General features: G+C 31.4%; 15 protein-coding genes. 9 read left to right on the top strand and 6 right to left on the bottom strand.

The genetic code is table 11. The features are described from left to right. Positions 1-53: 53 nt before the first annotated feature. The 3 genes from F4694_RS27265 to F4694_RS27255 form a co-directional block, all read right to left on the bottom strand. Entirely contained in the window at positions 54-1,538 is a 1,485-nt protein-coding gene (locus F4694_RS27265) for a recombinase family protein (RefSeq protein ID WP_179603065.1), read from the bottom strand. A gap of 137 nt (positions 1,539-1,675) precedes the next feature. Further along, positions 1,676-3,235, bottom strand: a complete 1,560-nt coding sequence (locus tag F4694_RS27260; RefSeq protein ID WP_179603064.1) for a recombinase family protein — start codon at positions 3,233-3,235, stop codon at positions 1,676-1,678. Further along, entirely contained in the window at positions 3,210-3,359 is a 150-nt protein-coding gene (locus tag F4694_RS27255; RefSeq protein ID WP_179603063.1) for a hypothetical protein, read from the bottom strand. Before F4694_RS27255 ends, F4694_RS27260 begins: the two co-directional genes overlap by 26 nt. Before the next feature lie 287 nt (positions 3,360-3,646). Here F4694_RS27255 and F4694_RS27250 point away from each other — a divergent pair, with 287 nt between their 5' ends. Both F4694_RS27250 and F4694_RS27245 read left to right on the top strand, forming a co-directional pair. Further along, complete coding sequence (locus F4694_RS27250) at positions 3,647-4,453, top strand: hypothetical protein (protein WP_179603062.1); 807 nt, start codon at positions 3,647-3,649, stop codon at positions 4,451-4,453. A gap of 17 nt (positions 4,454-4,470) precedes the next feature. After that, the gene (locus F4694_RS27245) at positions 4,471-5,667 is read left to right on the top strand and encodes a DGQHR domain-containing protein (protein ID WP_179603061.1); all 1,197 of its coding nucleotides are present in this window, start codon (positions 4,471-4,473) and stop codon (positions 5,665-5,667) included. 77 nt (positions 5,668-5,744) lie between these two features. On the opposite strand, the gene F4694_RS27240 is transcribed toward F4694_RS27245, so the two are convergent. Further along, positions 5,745-6,233: a DUF7004 family protein gene (locus F4694_RS27240; RefSeq protein ID WP_179603060.1), complete on the bottom strand. Its 489-nt coding sequence runs from the start codon at positions 6,231-6,233 to the stop codon at positions 5,745-5,747. Between the two features lie 362 nt (positions 6,234-6,595). Between F4694_RS27240 and F4694_RS27235 the strand changes: the two genes are divergently transcribed. Together F4694_RS27235 and F4694_RS27230 are read left to right on the top strand one after the other, a co-directional pair. Further along, positions 6,596-7,885 (top strand): AIPR family protein, encoded by a 1,290-nt coding sequence (locus tag F4694_RS27235; protein ID WP_218895862.1) that lies wholly within the window; start codon positions 6,596-6,598, stop codon positions 7,883-7,885. Further along, positions 7,882-8,256: an HNH endonuclease gene (locus F4694_RS27230; protein WP_179603058.1), complete on the top strand. Its 375-nt coding sequence runs from the start codon at positions 7,882-7,884 to the stop codon at positions 8,254-8,256. The genes F4694_RS27235 and F4694_RS27230 overlap by 4 nt, the downstream gene beginning before the upstream one ends. Positions 8,257-8,333: 77 nt before the next feature. Here the strand turns inward: F4694_RS27230 and F4694_RS27225 are convergent, their stop codons facing one another. Then, positions 8,334-9,305 (bottom strand): DNA adenine methylase, encoded by a 972-nt coding sequence (locus F4694_RS27225; RefSeq protein WP_218895861.1) that lies wholly within the window; start codon positions 9,303-9,305, stop codon positions 8,334-8,336. A gap of 184 nt (positions 9,306-9,489) precedes the next feature. Here F4694_RS27225 and F4694_RS27220 point away from each other — a divergent pair, with 184 nt between their 5' ends. Further along, positions 9,490-10,437: a type II restriction endonuclease gene (locus F4694_RS27220; RefSeq protein WP_179603124.1), complete on the top strand. Its 948-nt coding sequence runs from the start codon at positions 9,490-9,492 to the stop codon at positions 10,435-10,437. A gap of 110 nt (positions 10,438-10,547) precedes the next feature. Further along, positions 10,548-11,339: a DNA-methyltransferase gene (locus F4694_RS27215; RefSeq protein ID WP_179603056.1), complete on the top strand. Its 792-nt coding sequence runs from the start codon at positions 10,548-10,550 to the stop codon at positions 11,337-11,339. A gap of 128 nt (positions 11,340-11,467) precedes the next feature. On the opposite strand, the gene F4694_RS27210 is transcribed toward F4694_RS27215, so the two are convergent. Continuing rightward, complete coding sequence (locus F4694_RS27210) at positions 11,468-11,986, bottom strand: hypothetical protein (RefSeq protein ID WP_179603055.1); 519 nt, start codon at positions 11,984-11,986, stop codon at positions 11,468-11,470. 181 nt (positions 11,987-12,167) lie between these two features. On the opposite strand from F4694_RS27210, the gene F4694_RS27205 reads away from it, so the two are divergent. The 3 genes from F4694_RS27205 to F4694_RS27195 all read left to right on the top strand — a co-directional run bounded on the left by F4694_RS27205 (position 12,168) and on the right by F4694_RS27195 (position 16,085). After that, entirely contained in the window at positions 12,168-12,662 is a 495-nt protein-coding gene (locus tag F4694_RS27205; RefSeq protein ID WP_179603054.1) for a DUF7004 family protein, read from the top strand. A 199-nt stretch (positions 12,663-12,861) separates the two neighbouring features. Then, complete coding sequence (locus tag F4694_RS27200) at positions 12,862-14,763, top strand: ATP-binding protein (RefSeq protein ID WP_179603053.1); 1,902 nt, start codon at positions 12,862-12,864, stop codon at positions 14,761-14,763. A gap of 2 nt (positions 14,764-14,765) precedes the next feature. Further along, on the top strand, positions 14,766-16,085 hold the full coding sequence (locus F4694_RS27195; RefSeq protein WP_179603052.1) for a hypothetical protein: 1,320 nt from the start codon (positions 14,766-14,768) through the stop codon (positions 16,083-16,085). Positions 16,086-16,778: the final 693 nt, after the last annotated feature.

The following is a 16,778-nucleotide window of genomic DNA, read 5'->3' as shown; positions in this document are numbered from 1 at the left end:
TCAACCTTTTAGTAATCATTTGGGCAGGATATCTAATAAACGAAATATTCTGCCTAAATCATACTTACATAATTAAGCATATTGAATCGATATTCAATTATTGGAACACCATCAGAGTTTACTGTTATTCGTTTCACTAGAGGAATTATTTTCTCTTTAGATAATCTTTCATCCGAAAATTTTTTTGAAAGATTGAAAAGCTCATTCATTTGTTCAATACTATCTTTACTGTTAATTAAGTTATGAAGATGTGCTTGTTCTCCTTTTAAATTGTTTATTTGTTTTTCAAAGTCATCGACCTTATGATGGTAATCATCTTTAGATATCACTTCTTCAATGAGAAGATTTATTAATTTTGACTTTATTTCTTGTAATTTTAATAACTTACCATCAATATTACTACTTTTCTTTATTAATCTTTCGTGTTCTTTTTTACTAATTAAAAATAGTTGTTCCGATTTCTTTTTGTTAGTAATCAGTTCATTCAGAATGTCTAAATCCTTGAATATACTTTGTGAAATTAAATTTTCTTTAATAGCATGATGAGTACAAAACTTTTTTGTGAATTTAACATATCCACCGCAAATATAGCCTTTTCGGTTATCTTTGTAGTGCATGCTTGAGCCACAATCCGAACAAAAAATTAAACCTGAAAACAAATGCTTTCTTGTGGTATTTCTATTTTTTGACCTGATATTTAATAGTTCTTGGGCAAGTTGAAAAGTTTCTTCAGAAATTATTGATTCGTGTGTATTTTCAACGATAATATGCTTATCAGGTGATATTTTAATTCTATTTTTATTTGTGGCACTAATAGATGTCTCACGATGCTGTACTAATTTCCCTGTATAATGAGGATTTTGAATAATATTTTTAATTGTAGAACCATGCCATTTTGGACTTGCATTTGTTTTTGCAGCAATAACTGAAGGTGTGGGTTGACCCCTAACGTATAGCTCTTTTGCAATTGAGTCAAATCCTCTTCCTGAGATATATTGTTCAAAAATCCACTTTACTACATTTGGAGTATTATCTTTCCGGATAATAAGGTTATCGTTTTCTTTGAAATAGCCATAAGGAGCATTGGAACCTTTAAAAAGACCTTTTGCTGCAAGGGTTTTTAAAGAAGATTTTACACGTTCACTAGTTCTTTGTGACTCTTCCTCATACAACCATGTGTATAGTCCGTATTTACTTACATCCCCCTTAACACTATTTACTGCTCCATCAAGAGTAATTATCCCAATATTATTATCTTGGCAAACATCACGAATCTGGTATGATAAGCTACCATTACGAGCCAAACGAGATAACTCTTTAGCTATAATTACATCAAACTTTCGTTGCTTAGCATCAGCTATTAACCTTTGGAGGCTTTCCCTTTTCGATGTAGTACCTGTTTCAACATCTACATAGAAATCAGAAATTATCCAGTTTTGCTCCTTGATGTAATTAATAAAAAGAGATTTTTGATTTTGAATAGAAGGTTTCTGTTCTTCTTTATTCGTAGAAACTCGAATGTATCCTGCACATCTCATTCATATCTTCCTTTCGAATAGATGCATCGGCTTCACTTTGGATATCTATATTATAGCTTTATTGAAATTTATGGGATTAAAAATGATTATAAAAAAACAGGTCAATTTTTGACCTGCTCTAACCGTATCTATCCTATTTATGGCATTCTGAAACCAAATTGTATATTTACATCCTTTTTTTCATTTATATCAATTTTATTAACAAACATATTTACAATCTTTGGTGTTACTTCAGTAAAAGAGCAGAAGTTTATAATTCTGTTCTTTAACTTTAGGTGGGCATCCTTATCTTCCAGGATTAATATTTTCTTTTGTATTTCTTCAATAGATTCTTTAATAACTTCTAATTCATTTTGCAATTTTTCCATCTTATTTTCAAGTTGAAATAAAGTTTTCTTTTTATCTAAAAGAAAGTCCGTAAGAGTATCCATCCTATCTTCAATTACTCTTAATTCATTTTCCAAAGCAGATTTACGCCCTTCAAAAAACCGTTTTTTCTTTTTAAAGGCAATTTCTACTTTTGGTAAATAGGAGGCAAGGTCAAAAGATTTTAAGAAAGTTACTAGAGCCTCTGACAAAAGAAAAGACATTTCCTTTTCCTGTATAGCATGATTGGAACAAGCAGTCACTCCATTTTTTGAATAATTCCCACAGATATAAGAACCTTTATTCCAATTTTTCCTATACACTAGATTACTGCTACAATCTGAACAGAACAATATATGCGAATACAAGTGATTCTTTTCTTTTTGCCCTTTTTGTGGTTTAGATGCCAGAATTTCTTGAACTCTACCAAATGTTGTACTGGTGATTATTGCTTCATGAACATCTTCATGCCTAACAACATTTTCTGTTTGATTTTTAATTCTATACAATTTTTCATTGGTCACTGTAGTCGATTCCTTACATGACACAAGATTTCCAATGTAATGTTCATTTCGTAAAATGCTATATACACTAGTATCGCGCCAGTTAGCTGTAGCATTTCTTTTTCCGAAGACCATTGATGGAGTAGGGATACCTTCCGTTTGTAATTCTTTTGCTATAGTTGGAGCACCTTTTCCTTCTAAATAATCATTAAAAATACGCTTTACTACATTTGGAGATGCATCTTCCCTAACTACTAAGGTATTTTCAACTAGCTTATAACCATATGGGGGAATTGAACCCATATATTCCTTCCGTTTTGCTTTCATTCGGAGACCGGATTTACTTCTTTTACTTGCTAACATTGCTTCTTTTTGAGCTTCTAGTGCAACTTCTATTATGTTATCATACCCATACTTTTTGGTATTAAGTTGTCCATCAACACTGAACAAATGAATATGGTTTTTTTCTGAGATTTCCTTGATTTTGTTTGCTGTAGTTGTATTACGAGTAAGACGGGAGCCTTCTTTAACCACAATATATTTAAAGAATCCTTTTTCCATATCAGCTAATAATTGTTTAAATGCAGGGCGTTTACCTATACGACCGCTGCAAATATCTTCATAATGAATAACACGTTTCCAACCATGTTCTTCAATATACTCAGAACAAAGTTCTGTTTGGTTTTGTATTGAAGTTTCTTGTTCTTCATGATTGGTAGAAACACGAACATAGTTTGCTGCTATACCTTTCTGACTAAGGCGATTATCTTTGGTTAATAATTCCTTATCTATAATCTGTATCTTATGCTGCGTCGTTTTCTTCCTCATGTTCTTTGTCCTCCTGAAATAGCTCTTCAAAAAAAGTATCTTGTTCCTTTATTAATAAATCCTTCAATAATGATTCAAATGAAGGTGATTTAGCCACGAAAGAATAAGTTACTTGTTTTTTCATTTTTAATAACCTCCAAATATAATTTGGATGGTAAGCTGTATTCTTTAAATAATATTTAATAAGTTATCCTTGCTAGCCGGCTTGACTAAGCTTGACCATCATTCATTCTTAGAATAAAGAATTTAAACTTAAAAAACATAAATTCTAAAGAAAACTTTTTGGGGCTTTAGAACTATTTTTTGTTTGATACCCAAAATCTTTATCCTATGCTTTTCCCTTTAATACAAATATAGTAAAGTAGAATGGTAGGTGATATTTTCCAGCATAAGTAAAGTGGGAGGAAGAAAATGAAGGCTTTGTTTTCATCTTTTATAAAAGGAAAAATTTTAATATTAACAATTGTAATGATAGTCTTATCTATTTCTATTAAAGTTGATGCTGAGACTAATGTAGCAGATGAAAAGAACCAAGAAGTGCAAAATTCAATAATTAATGAAAAAATTAATCAAATTGAAAATGATATAGAAGAACTAAAGACGGAAACTAAGGGCAAAATAGATACCGACACATATAAGGACGTTTACGATAAAACTGTTGCCCAAATGAATGACAGAATTGAATCAATTACTTCTGACAAGGACTTCATGTATTCCACACTGCTTTTGTTTGCTACCTTTGTGGCTGGTATTGCCACATTTCTAGCAATAAATGACCATATAAACTCAAAGAAAGCTAAAGCACATTTTGAGGAACTCACATTATTGAAAACGCAGGTCGCAGAGACACAATTAGCTGCAGCTGAAGCCAAAACAAGTGCAGTCTCTATACTGGCAGAAATAGAAGCTTCTGCTACATCAATAGAAGAGACAAAAAAAGAAATTGATGTTAAAGCTGAAAAAATTGGTGGATTTTATACAAAATTTGATGACCTTGAAAACAAAAGTGTAGGGATAATCACCATAATGTCAAAATTAAAAGATGCATTTGAGGTTTTTAATAAGGATGGAAGCAATGATAATTTTAAACAAGCTGTTGCTGAGGTTGCACATGAAGCATCAGGAATAATTGATAACCCTACAACGCAAAAGATTTCTGATGGTTTAGAAATAGAAAATGAAGCTTTATTGGAAGAAATAGACGCAAATGAATTGTAGAAGGGAGGTTTAACCAAATGAGTGGTAACGAAAAAACTATAACTGTTAATGTATTCGAAGTTGAACAGAACAATAATGTTTTTTATATTGGGAAGATAAAAGCTAGTGATTTAATCAGCATAGCAACAGTAAAATGGCGTGGAAGCCAAGAAAGTCAAAAAAATAAGTATCTGAATGAAGTAAAAGAAAAGCTTCATGGTGGATTTTCAGAAGAAGAGGGAATACAAAGGGTACTGGAGTTAAACCGATTAGAAAAATTAGCAACTTACATAAAAGAAAAAGAAGGGATTTTTCCAAATAGCTTAATTATTGCTTTAAATACTAAGTTTAAAGACGAGAATGAAGAAGAACTTCTAGAAAAGTACGAAGAAGGATTTGAACTAAATGATTCTGAAGTTCCTGGAATGTATACACTAAAAATATATCGTGACCAGGTTAATGCTTTCGTTGTCGATGGTCAGCATCGACTGGCTGCGTTTGTTGGAGCAGAGGATAAAGTTGAAGAATACGATTTGGTTGTAACATTCTTTTTAAACTTAGAAATACCGCTTCAAGCAGAGATATTTGCAACTATTAACGGGAACCAGAGACCTGTAAATAAATCTCTTTTATATGATCTCCAAGCATTTGATACAGGAGAATATAACGAAATTAAACGTTGTCATGGAATTGTAAAATGGTTAAATATTAATGAAATTTCTCCCTTTTATGAAGAAATAAAAATGCTTGGTACCGGATATGGTTCTATATCCCAATCAGCGTTTATTGATGAATTAATTAAGTATGTTAAAGAGCGTCGAACGAACAAACATAAATCGTTTTTACAGGGAAAAGATAATAAAGAAATAATTCAATTACTTTTAAGTTATTTCCTTTCGATTAGTGAGATGTTTCCAGAGGAATGGAAAAATAAAAAAGACTATGTATTTTTAAAAACTACTGGATTCGGGGCACTGATGAAGTTACTTTATTATGTTTATATTCATTTTAATATTAATAACAAACCATTTAAAAAAGCAAATTTAAAGGAGTTTTTTGGTAATTTAAGCAAAGAGGACTTTTCCAAGGAAAAATGGGGAAGTGCAGCTGGTCAAGCCTTTCAAGTTAAATTATTTAAGCACTTAGCACATAAGGTATTGGGAGATGATGAAATGCTTGGGCTTTTAGATAGCAAATATAAGTATTTTAAAGAAAAGGAATTCACTGGAAACTAGGTTAAATAACCAAAAAAAGCCTAAGCATCTATTAGAAATAAAAACTTAGACATTTTAAAATGTCTAAGTTTTTATTTTTATCTCTGCAGTCCACGGGAATCGCAAAGTCCCGCTAACTCTTGCCAACCTCTTCCTTTACTAAAATCACAAGCATCTTTAATGGAGTAATTTTCAAAAAGGATTTGATAAGCTGCTAATCCTTTTACTCTTTTACCAAGTTTTGTTTTTGTTCTTCCGAAATACCTATTTTCTTCTGCAAGCATAACCGTGTAAAAAGTACCAAATAACTTTTCAACTCTTAAACTATCATTTCCGTATGTCGAAGCAATGGAAGGAATAAAGTCGTCAAATATTGCTGGGTTAATTTCGTCAGTTGTTTTATCATATATGGATTTAAAATCGTTGTAGACCTTATTAACACCATAATCATTGGCTAATTGATGTAACTCATTAAAATAGTCACTATCATAAGGTGCTCTATTATCTACAAAAATACACCAATCATCAATTCTTCCTCGTGACCGAGTTATGGTAGTACCATCAGAATATTGCTTTAGAATTGCCATGTACATTACCCCCTTATAGATAAAAAGTGATACGTTAACATTATACCAATAAATGGGTAAAGAGGGGTATCTTGTTAAGGTTTCTGGTCATATATTTATAATTATTGTTAAGCAGGGGGAGGAATGTCCTTCTTGTTTTATTTCATTTTATTATAATGTTAGAAAAAGTATGGTTCTATTATAGTTAATAAAAACATATAGGATGGCTAGTGGCGACCTCCTTTCCCTTTGTTCCTTATTATGTATAATGCCTCTATTCATCTTCCACTATAAAAAATATATTATCAGTTGGAGGTTTCCCTTTTTTACATTGTGATGGTATTGGGGTATTTTCTGACCGAGGGAACATTTTCCTGATTATATTGTTTCCTTATTATGAATATCTTGGTGAGAAATACCTAATTATAGAAAAAACGAAACTCGGAGGAAAAATAAACATGGTTTCTATTACACCAGAGACAAAAGCAGCAGTAACTCCAATTGTGGTTGAAGTAGAATGTAATGATATAGTACATACACAGCCTCAAAGTAACCCTGAATATACACTTTATATAAAGTGCCACAAGTTTAAAGCCCTTCCAATTGATGCTAATGTTCGGACACCTAGTTGTTTAAAGTCCGTCCCATACCGTGATATGTTGAACTGTCTACGATTTTCACCTTTGGACTTTTATGAATATAGTTTGGGGATTGATGTTATTGCAACTGATGTAAAAATAGTTGACAAAAAAAGGAAGAAAGTACGAATAACTTTTGAGCCTGGTACAGGAATTGTCAACGGAGCACATACACAACTTGCAATTATGGATGCTCAGGAGTTGTTTGATACTTCTAAATCACTTGTCAAGGCAACAATTACTGTAGGGGACTTTTCGAAAGAAAAACTTGCTCAGATAGCTGCTGCAAAAAATACAACTACCCCTGTTTTACCTTATAGCATTGCTGAGAAGAAGGGACTATTTGAAGGAATAAAAAAATGCATGGATAGTAATTATGAAAAATCAATTGAGTGGCATCAGGGAAGAGTGGTGCCTAATAATAATCCCCTCAAAGCAAACGACTTAATTGCAATGATTAATGTTTTCAATGTCAATCTGTATTCAAGTCGATATTCTTCTGTTCAAGACCAACCAACAGTATCTGCTTCAGGAAAAGCAGCTGCTTTTAAAAAGTGGGAAAAAAATGCGGTAATGTATGAACATGTTTATCCACTTATTAATGACATTATCGAACTTCATGAACATATGATTTGTAACTTTCACATTGATACAAGATTAGCTTCTTTTACCTCAATAATCCAAAGGAGTGGAACTAAATATCAGACCATTTTTTTTGGAAGAAAACCAGAATATATTTTACCAAAACAACTGCAATACCCTTTACTTGCTTGTTTTCGTGCAAATGTTTATTTAGATGTACAGCAACATATTTGCGGTTGGCTTTATAATCCAAATACATTATTTGACGAATGTAAAAAAGAGTTAATTGAAAAGATTAAATACACATATAAAACAACGTATCATAACGACCTTAACAGGGCAAGCAAAGATAGCAATCTTTGGGAAATATTGTATAATATTGTTGAAAACAAAATTAAAGAATTAAACAAGAAAAATCCTCAGAATCAACCTTGGAGGACATATCAATATTGAGTAAAAGGAATAAAGATTCAAAAGAATTAGGGGTCTTTTTAAGTGGTAATATGTGTGTGATATGTGGTTGGAACAAAAAAAACCGACATGGGAAACTAAAGGTTATTGGCGCACATGTATTAAAATTTGAATCTGCCCCAGAATATGACAAATATAGCAACATAATTGGTTTATGCCCTAGTCACCACGCTGAATTTGATGATGGTAATTTTACAATTGATTATCTTCATAAAAAAGCGGTATTTTATTATGAAGATGATGAATATCATAATAAAACACTTAAAGGTAGTATTAACCATGTAAATCCTCGCTTTTTTATTGCTCATCAGAGGGATGTTTTCAAAAAATTAATTAATGAAGAAATTGATTAAGGATGGGTAAGAAACTTTCCCATCCTTTTTGATATTAGTCAAATTTGGAAAAAATATCCCTGTAATACACAGGGATATTAATAATTGGTTATTAATAATTCATTAATATGTCCTCTTTTATCACCTTTAGAGTTAATATTCCTTCTGGCTGGTATTCTGCTAATATTATTTCTTCTACCATGCAGATTTTCTTCATATAGGTCATCAAAAAAATCATCTGTTTCATCAGTGTTATGAGGGTCAGAATTACTTAGCATTAGGCTCGCTCCTAATTCATCCAGTTCTTTAAAATACGCTGCTAATTCTGTCTGACTCTCATCATTAAAATCAAATTTACTATAGGAATTAAAGCTAGAACTTACATTTAGAGGTCTGTAGGGTGGGTCAAAATAAACAAAAACCTTTTCTCCTGATTCAATAATGTCCCCTATAACTGCTTGGCTTTCTCTGTAGTCTCCTAGGTTTATTTCGACTTTCTCAAGTAGTTCATGTACAGCTAATAAATTTTCCTCATCACATATTTTGGGATGTTTATAATCGCCCATTGGTACATTGAACTTGCCTGCCTTATTTACCCTATATAAACCATTAAAACATGTTCGATTTAAGAAAATAAATTCCGCTGCTCTTTCAACGTAGAAATCTTTAGATGTAGTTTCATTATCAATTAATTCTAATTCTTTATTGAATTTATCTCTGGTACTAGAATAAATGTGCTTTCTAACATTTTTGTCCTCAGTACCATTAAATTCAGCGTCTTTTTCTTTTAAAATTTCAATTAGTAAAGAAACTGATTTACTTTTTATTATATTATAAACATTGATTAATTCTGGATTAACGTCCCAAATATATGCCTTTTCAAACCTATAACCTTCTGTTTGTAATAAATCAATAAATACGGCACCACTGCCAACAAAGGGTTCTACATAGTATTTAATATTACCTGACTTAACCTCATTTGGAATACGTTCGTGTATTACCGGTAGTAATTGTGTTTTCCCACCTGCCCATTTTAAAAACGGTTTTGCTTTGAGTTTTAATTTAGTCATTTCTTCCTCCATAGGAACGAATGTTCCTTTTTAGATATTCTATCATAAATTATTATTTGTAAATGAAAAAATATACATTCTTTCCAAAGACAATATTTTCAAATTTGATTTACATCCTCTAAAAATGAGACTAATATACTATATGGGTTGATATTTTAATTTTGGAGTGGATGCAATTTTGAAAATGTTACCGTACTATTCTAATAGAAATTTATCGAATAATGAAGAGGCTTTTGGCTATTTATTAAATACATTAAAAGATAGCATATTTACTTGGGATTATTTTGTTGATTTTGATAAAGTATTAGGAAATATTCGCTTAGTTGAAAAAGAACTACTTATTCTTAATAGATTATTAGGATTAGGACAGGATGAAATTGAAGACATCTTTACTAATCTTATCATGGATTACCCCAAAGTTAGAAAAGTCCTACCATTACTTATTGCTTCAAGACTAAACAAAATGGCAGAAACACCAGTAATTGATGATATTAAGACAATGATTGCAGTAAATAAAAAAGAATTATTTGACCCTAAAGTTCCTTTGGATGAAAACATTATTAATGATTTAAAGGTGTTTTTTAACTTAACAGGATTAAAAAGGTTTTTTGTATATAAGGAAGTTAGCAATTTAGTAGATTATTGTAAAGGAATAGAAGCTGGAATGGATACCAATGCTCGGAAAAATCGTACCGGTACCAGCATGGAAAATCTACTTGAGGTATACATTAAGGCATTTTGTGCAAAAAATAATTTTAAATATATGAGTCAAGCTACACAAAGCAAATTAAAAGATGCTTGGGATATCTCTATAAATGTTGATAAAATCAATCGGAGGTTTGATTTTGCCATTGTTGATAATTATGGGAAATTAACCCTAATAGAGGTTAACTATTATAGTGGTGGTGGGTCGAAACTAAAAGCTACTGCTGGTGAGTATAAAGAGGTACAAAAATTTCTTTCGAATCAAGGTATTAAATTTATTTGGGTTACAGATGGTATGGGATGGCATACGGCAAGAACTGCACTAGAGGAAACCTTTATTTTAAATGATTATACCTTAAATTTACAAATGATTTCAGAGGGTATTCTTGATGAAATTATTTTATTAGAAAATAAAATAAAAGCTTAAGAACCTAAACCAATTGTATTTATAATTAGTTTTTCAAGTTCTATCCAGTATTTAGTGTTTGCAGTGTTCCCTCATTAATTTTAAACTGTATTTATAAAAGAGGTGAACCAATGACAAGTAATACAAATAACCATAATTATTTTTCAGATGAGAATTTTAATCTCATACTTGGCGATAGTTTGGAAATTATGAAAAGTCTTCCAGAGGGAAGTTTCGATATGATATTTGCGGACCCACCATATTTTCTTTCTAGTGGCGGTATTACCTGTAGCTCTGGCAGGATGGTTTCTGTTGATAAAGGGGAATGGGATAAGTCCCTATCAATTGAAGAAAAACACAAATTTAATAAGCTTTGGCTAAATGAATGTAAAAGGCTTTTAAAAAAAGATGGGACAATATGGATATCTGGCACTTATCATAATATTTATTCGATTGGAATGGCACTAGAGGAACTTGATTATAAAATCCTCAATAATATTATTTGGGAAAAGTCAAATCCATCACCAAACCTTAGTTGTAGATTTTTTACCCATTCTACAGAAACAATTCTTTGGGCGAGAAAAAGTAAAAAAGCAAAACATAAGTTTAATTATCAACTGATGAAGGAAGTAAATGGTGGAAAGCAAATGAAAGATGTTTGGAAATTTTCTACTACTAGTAAATCAGAGAAGAAATTTGGCAAACATCCAACTCAAAAACCCTTAGAACTATTAAAGAGAATAATATTGGCTTCTACTGATGAAGGCGACCAGATACTGGACCCTTTTAACGGGAGTGGTACAACAGGCGTTGCGGCTCGTTTGTTGAATCGGGGATATACAGGAATAGACATAGAAAAAGAATATTTGGATTTAACCGTTGCTAGATACAAGGATAATTTTCAGGTGAGTTTTAATCTGTAAAATATTAAACCAAAAAAAGATGTGAGAACTCACATCTTTTTTTGGTTTAAAACATTTTAATTTAATGCACTTATTACGTTTCCAATCTTGAGCAATTTCTTCTCTGTGAACATCAATGGATTACTCTCTTAATGTGGTAGACCAAGATATTCTAAAGGGATTTCCGAGAAGAAGTAATTACACTCTGAATCATTTATATATTCGAAGACATCTCTTAAACCTTCTTGTTTAAACCAATCACTTAAGATATATGTGAAATTAACCTTAATATTTAATGGAGACAATAATTTGATGTATTGCTTTTTCTTAAAATGACAGGTTTGTAGTTTCTCAACCACAGAACCACTACCTTGTTGAAATTTCATTTCAACAATATGTATCTCCTTTTTGTCAATCACATATATTGCCTCATCAGGTAATAATCTAGCAGAAATAATATCTTTATAATTTACTCCTTGAGGTTCTAAGAATTTTTTATATAACTTATGCTTTTTTAATAATTGCGCTACCTTTTTTCCGTCATAAAAGACATCATCACCTATTACATCGTAACCAGGAATAGATTCTAATTGTTTTGACAAGTCTACTCGTTCTTCAAAAATAAGTCCTGTTTTTGTTGACGCACCACCAAATCCACCCTTTTTCATAGTAGCACTCCCTAATCAATTTAAATTTTGCTATTACATTATTATTCTATCATCTTACTCGCCTAATTATTATTTAATTTTCTTTGTTTTTGGGCTAAAATGGAAATATCTAATTCATTTGATGAGGGTAATAAGTCCTTGCGGTAAGGAATCAAAATATTAAATACAAAGAGGGGAAAAAATGAGAGAAATTACAACATTATCAGATGGAAGTACAATTTATTATGATACAGGAGATATTGATAATTGGCGGGTAACGTATTCCTCTTCAAACGGGAGTTTTACAACTAGTTATAAAGATGCAACTGTTTTCAAATATTTTAATGAAATCGCAAGTGGTACTTCTAATCAAAATGTATATCAAGATTTATTAAATATTCATAATCAGACAGAAAAAGCGTTTGATACTGCTGTAGTAAGTAATATTAAGCAAATTGCTCAAACGTATCCAGCTGCTCTAAGGAATAAGGTTGAAAGGTTCTTTACCTTATTTTATTACATGATGGTATCAGAAGAGAATAAAGCAAATACTAAAACAGGTAAAAAAATAAAAATGCATGGAGTACACCATCTATTAATTAATAATCGTACTCATGAAGATGCAGCAAAAATTGCGTATGCTTACAAAGGAAGAGCAGACGATTTACTTAGAGAATGTGAAGAAATGGGATTCTAAAAAATATAGTTTTTTGAATGCTCTATAAATAAGAGAAGTCGTTTCATGCTTAATTGAAAAAAGGAGGTTGTTAATTGCCTTTTTTCAATACATAAACGAATCGGTATGAAGCATATATGTTTATAAGGTCCATTATTTATTGTTGTATCCAAAAAAATGACATAATTATAAATTTATAGATTGAAATAGGGGGGATTAGATGAGTAGTGTTTTGGACGGTCTTAATACCGAATTATCAGTTTTTAAAGAATTTAGGGAATACTTCAAAGAAAATGAGGATGCACTATTAGGGTATGTTATGTCTTTAGGATATGAAGACGGGACGGTCATAACAAACGACTTCTTTAAGGTTAGAAACCAAGGAATTCCTAAGAATTCATTTGTAATCATTAAGTTAATAGAAACAAGAATTGGTGAAAACATAGAAATTCCTGAGCACTATATTCTTGCTAGAGTTAAAGAACCAACTAGTACCCCACTTGCTAATGATGTTTCACGTACCTACTTTGAATTACATAAGAATCATATGCCTGAAATCGATATTTTCACAAGAGCTGAGCTTCAATGGAGTGCACTAAAAATAACCGTCTTAGGAACTTATTACGAAAATGACAAAGGTGAACTTGAATATGCGGGAGATATTGAAAGTTACTATTCACCTCACTTGTACGAAGTATTTCGGGCTTCAGATGATATACTTTATAAACTAATAAACCATTCTATTGATAATGAAAGTTCTTTTGTTATCGGCAAATTAAGATACACAGAGTCGAAATTGCATCAAGCTGTAGATGTGGATGTAAAAGTTTCAGCGAAGGATTTTGTTGCTGCAAGAACAGCTTTATTTGGAAAGACAAGAATGGGAAAAAGTAATACCGTTAAAATAATTGCTGAGTCTATATTAGAAAACTATGAAAATGTAGGACAGTTAATATTTGACTTAAATGGAGAATATGCGAATGTAAACGAGCAAGATAATACGTCACTATATGATAAATATCAAGATAGATGTGAAAGATACTCCGTCAATCCTAAAGGAAATATGAGCACATTAAAAGTGAATGTTTATGAGGATTTAAAGCTAGGACATGAAATAATAAAACATTTAATGCAGATGGATAATATTAAAGCTGACTACCTTAATGGCTTCTTAAATTTTGAAGTTTTAGATAAAAAGGAAATTAATGACCTAAGACAAGAGGATTTTGGAAGATACAATCGATATCAAAGGCATGAGAGTATATACAAATGTATCCTGTACAAAGCCGGCTTCAAAATTACTGGTAGCCACCAGGTTAACTTCAATTTTAATAAAGATATCCTAGAGACAGTTTTTGGTGCTAATTATCCTGATAAAAAGAAAGTAAAAATAGAAGATGCTGTGGATTATTACCAAAAAATCTGGGATAAATATTGTGAAATAAAGGATAATCCTCCGTTTACCTCTGGAAAAGAAAAGAAAAATTACTTTAACGAAACAGATATTTCCTTACTTAGCATCTTAACCGGCAAAAAAAATAATGGAGCAAATGTAAGTGGAACACAAAAAATAATGAATTATAAAATATATCATGACGGAAATGCTAAAGATGCTCTTAGCACCATTTTGCACCATCTTGATAACGGAAAAACCGTTATTCTAGATTTAAGTAATTCAAATCCAGTTATCGTTAATTTCTTTTCTGAAAAGATATGTAATTCGGTATTTTCAATGCAGATGGAAGCGTTTACGAATAATAATCTTAAAGATAAATATGTACAGTTTTATTTTGAAGAAGCTCATAACTTATTTCCATCTAACGATAATGACCTAACTAATATATATAACCGGCTTGCTAAAGAAGGAGCAAAATTAAATATCGGTATTGTTTATTCAACTCAAAGTATAACAAGCTTGAGTCGAGACCTTCTGAAGAATACAGAAAACTTCTTTATTGCCCATCTTAATGACAGTAACGAAATAAAAGAGCTTACCAAATTTTATGAGTTTAAGGACGTAGGCATTGATATTCAAAAAACAAAGTCTAAGGGATTTGTACGTATGACAACTAAATCCCATATGTATGCATTACCAGTACAAATTAAGTTGTTTGGGGTGTAAAAATGGCTTACTCTGGAAATGGCTCGATGCCCTATGAATCTGCAAGCAAACTAGGTCATCTCCCCATAATTAAAAATGAATTTATTTCTACAATTATAAAGGAATTTGAATCTGACAAAATAAACCTAGAGGATTTAGATTTTTCTTCGAGTTATTCGTCGATTATAGAGCTAAAAGAACCCAAAATAAATTCAGTAATTGCAATCGACGGAAGTTACAGTTCCATAACAAATCCTTTAAATCAGAAAAAGTCTATTTCCTTTATTAAAGTTGCTACTCTTATGATTAGCCTAGATAAACTAAAAAAAGCACAAGCGCCTATAGTTAATCCCAAGCTTTTAAATGAAATAATAACTCAATATTCTGATACACTAGCAACGGTTCTCCCATTAAACAATATTAGGATAAAGAATTTAACACCCCTAGATACAATTAGAAGAATCGTTAATATTACTTTAAAAGTAGAAAATATAATATTATATGATACCCTAAAATTTTTAGTTTATAGAAAATGGGATAGTGACCCTAATGTAGTTTTAAAGTTTAATTGTCCTCTATGCGAAAAGCAAAATGAATTTTTTAAGGAGTTTGATACAGAAAATTGCTCTGATTGTGGGAAAGAAATATACTTTACTGACTATATTAGTCTTCATATGGATTTTTATGAAGACAATACGAATGAAAGTATAGCTGCTAATTTAATGCAGGTAATGGAACATCTTCTACTCTTAAGCTACGTTAGGATTTTATTTAATGAAGGAAAAAACAAATTATCTAAAGTTTTATTACTTAAGGATGGACCGCTATCACTCCATTCACAGTTTTCAAGATTAGTTGAACCAATTAGAGAATTCTTAGATTTTATTAAGCAAAAGGAAGTAGAATTATACTTAGTGGGTATTGAAAAGTCAGGTGCTTTCTTTGAACACTCATTATTACTTGAAAAAAAGCTAAAGAAAAAGGGTGAATTCTTAATACCAAATAATAAATATATATTTTCTCAAATAAAAAATGGTGATAGCGATACAACCTCCTACGGTGAAAGGGTTAATTATGGTTCAAAAGCTTTTATTAAGATTGATGATAAAAGTATAGTTGTTGCATCTATTCCTACTGGAAAATATATTGAAAATCCAGTTAAAGAAGACATGATGGGTATAGAGGAAATTATTAGGATGTTGTGCGAGTTAAAATCAAGCCAGTTCCAAAATGCCTTACTTCCTATAGTAGCCGTTAATAAGTTAGCATCAATGTCAGTTTATCCTACCAATAACATTTTACAAAAATTTTCTCAATCTCTAATGAAAGAAAGTTCACTTTGAGATGCCCGATAGGGCATTTTTTTATTGCCTTTAAAATATTACTAGAAATAACGTACCTCAGAAGAGGGGGGCGAAATAATAGAATAAAAAGGAATGGTAGATTATAGATTTTTTAACCTTTTTTGAAAAATTGAATTACAATTTTAAAGACTAGGAAGAAATGTTGATTTATAAACTATTTAATGGAAAATCGCTACTCCTATTTAGGAATATGGAGGTTTTGACTTTTCGAGCGTAGCTCGACTGGCGGGAACCGACAGCAGCTGTTAAGAAAATATGGCTGCCAACCATATTTTTGTTAATGAATTTTAGATAAATTGCCACAGTTGGAATCGCCAATTCCAACTTTAAAATTTAGATAAAAAAACTTTCACTTTAATTTTTGCAAGTTAGCATATCGGAACGCTAATCCGATAGAGCTGGCTGTTCCAGGGGGAATTTCATTCGCCTAATGAAAGGAAACCTGGTCCACCTGAAGCGACGTGCCTGGAGACAGGCTTGCGTCGAATCAACGGGGGCTGCGAGTAAAATCGCTTCTACCCAATGAAATGAAAAAATTCAGGATGATGGGCGACATTGAAATGATGGTAATTCGGCGATGTGAATTACTGTCCGTCATATATTTAGCTTTGGGCTAATTAATCAAAGTGGTGAAAATCCACCTGGCGGGGAGGTCCGGTAACGGCTCAACGC

It is taken from the genome of Neobacillus driksii (genome assembly GCF_013409995.1).
In the GTDB taxonomy this organism is placed as follows: domain Bacteria; phylum Bacillota; class Bacilli; order Bacillales; family Cytobacillaceae; genus Neobacillus; species Neobacillus driksii.
The sequence above is the reverse complement of the archived record's forward strand: the minus strand, read 5'-3'. Positions and strand labels throughout refer to the sequence as shown.

Bases quoted from the DNA above. Each gene is read 5' to 3' on its own strand.
- F4694_RS27265 (WP_179603065.1), bottom strand. From the start codon at position 1,538: ATGAGATGTGCAGGATACATTCGAGTTTCTACGAATAAAGAAGAACAG.
- F4694_RS27260 (WP_179603064.1), bottom strand. From the start codon at position 3,235: ATGAGGAAGAAAACGACGCAGCATAAGATACAGATTATAGATAAGGAA.
- F4694_RS27255 (WP_179603063.1), bottom strand. From the start codon at position 3,359: ATGAAAAAACAAGTAACTTATTCTTTCGTGGCTAAATCACCTTCATTT.
- F4694_RS27250 (WP_179603062.1), top strand. From the start codon at position 3,647: ATGAAGGCTTTGTTTTCATCTTTTATAAAAGGAAAAATTTTAATATTA.
- F4694_RS27245 (WP_179603061.1), top strand. From the start codon at position 4,471: ATGAGTGGTAACGAAAAAACTATAACTGTTAATGTATTCGAAGTTGAA.
- F4694_RS27240 (WP_179603060.1), bottom strand. From the start codon at position 6,233: ATGGCAATTCTAAAGCAATATTCTGATGGTACTACCATAACTCGGTCA.
- F4694_RS27225 (WP_218895861.1), bottom strand. From the start codon at position 9,305: ATGACTAAATTAAAACTCAAAGCAAAACCGTTTTTAAAATGGGCAGGT.
- F4694_RS27220 (WP_179603124.1), top strand. From the start codon at position 9,490: ATGTTACCGTACTATTCTAATAGAAATTTATCGAATAATGAAGAGGCT.
- F4694_RS27215 (WP_179603056.1), top strand. From the start codon at position 10,548: ATGACAAGTAATACAAATAACCATAATTATTTTTCAGATGAGAATTTT.
- F4694_RS27210 (WP_179603055.1), bottom strand. From the start codon at position 11,986: ATGAAAAAGGGTGGATTTGGTGGTGCGTCAACAAAAACAGGACTTATT.
- F4694_RS27205 (WP_179603054.1), top strand. From the start codon at position 12,168: ATGAGAGAAATTACAACATTATCAGATGGAAGTACAATTTATTATGAT.
- F4694_RS27200 (WP_179603053.1), top strand. From the start codon at position 12,862: ATGAGTAGTGTTTTGGACGGTCTTAATACCGAATTATCAGTTTTTAAA.
- F4694_RS27195 (WP_179603052.1), top strand. From the start codon at position 14,766: ATGGCTTACTCTGGAAATGGCTCGATGCCCTATGAATCTGCAAGCAAA.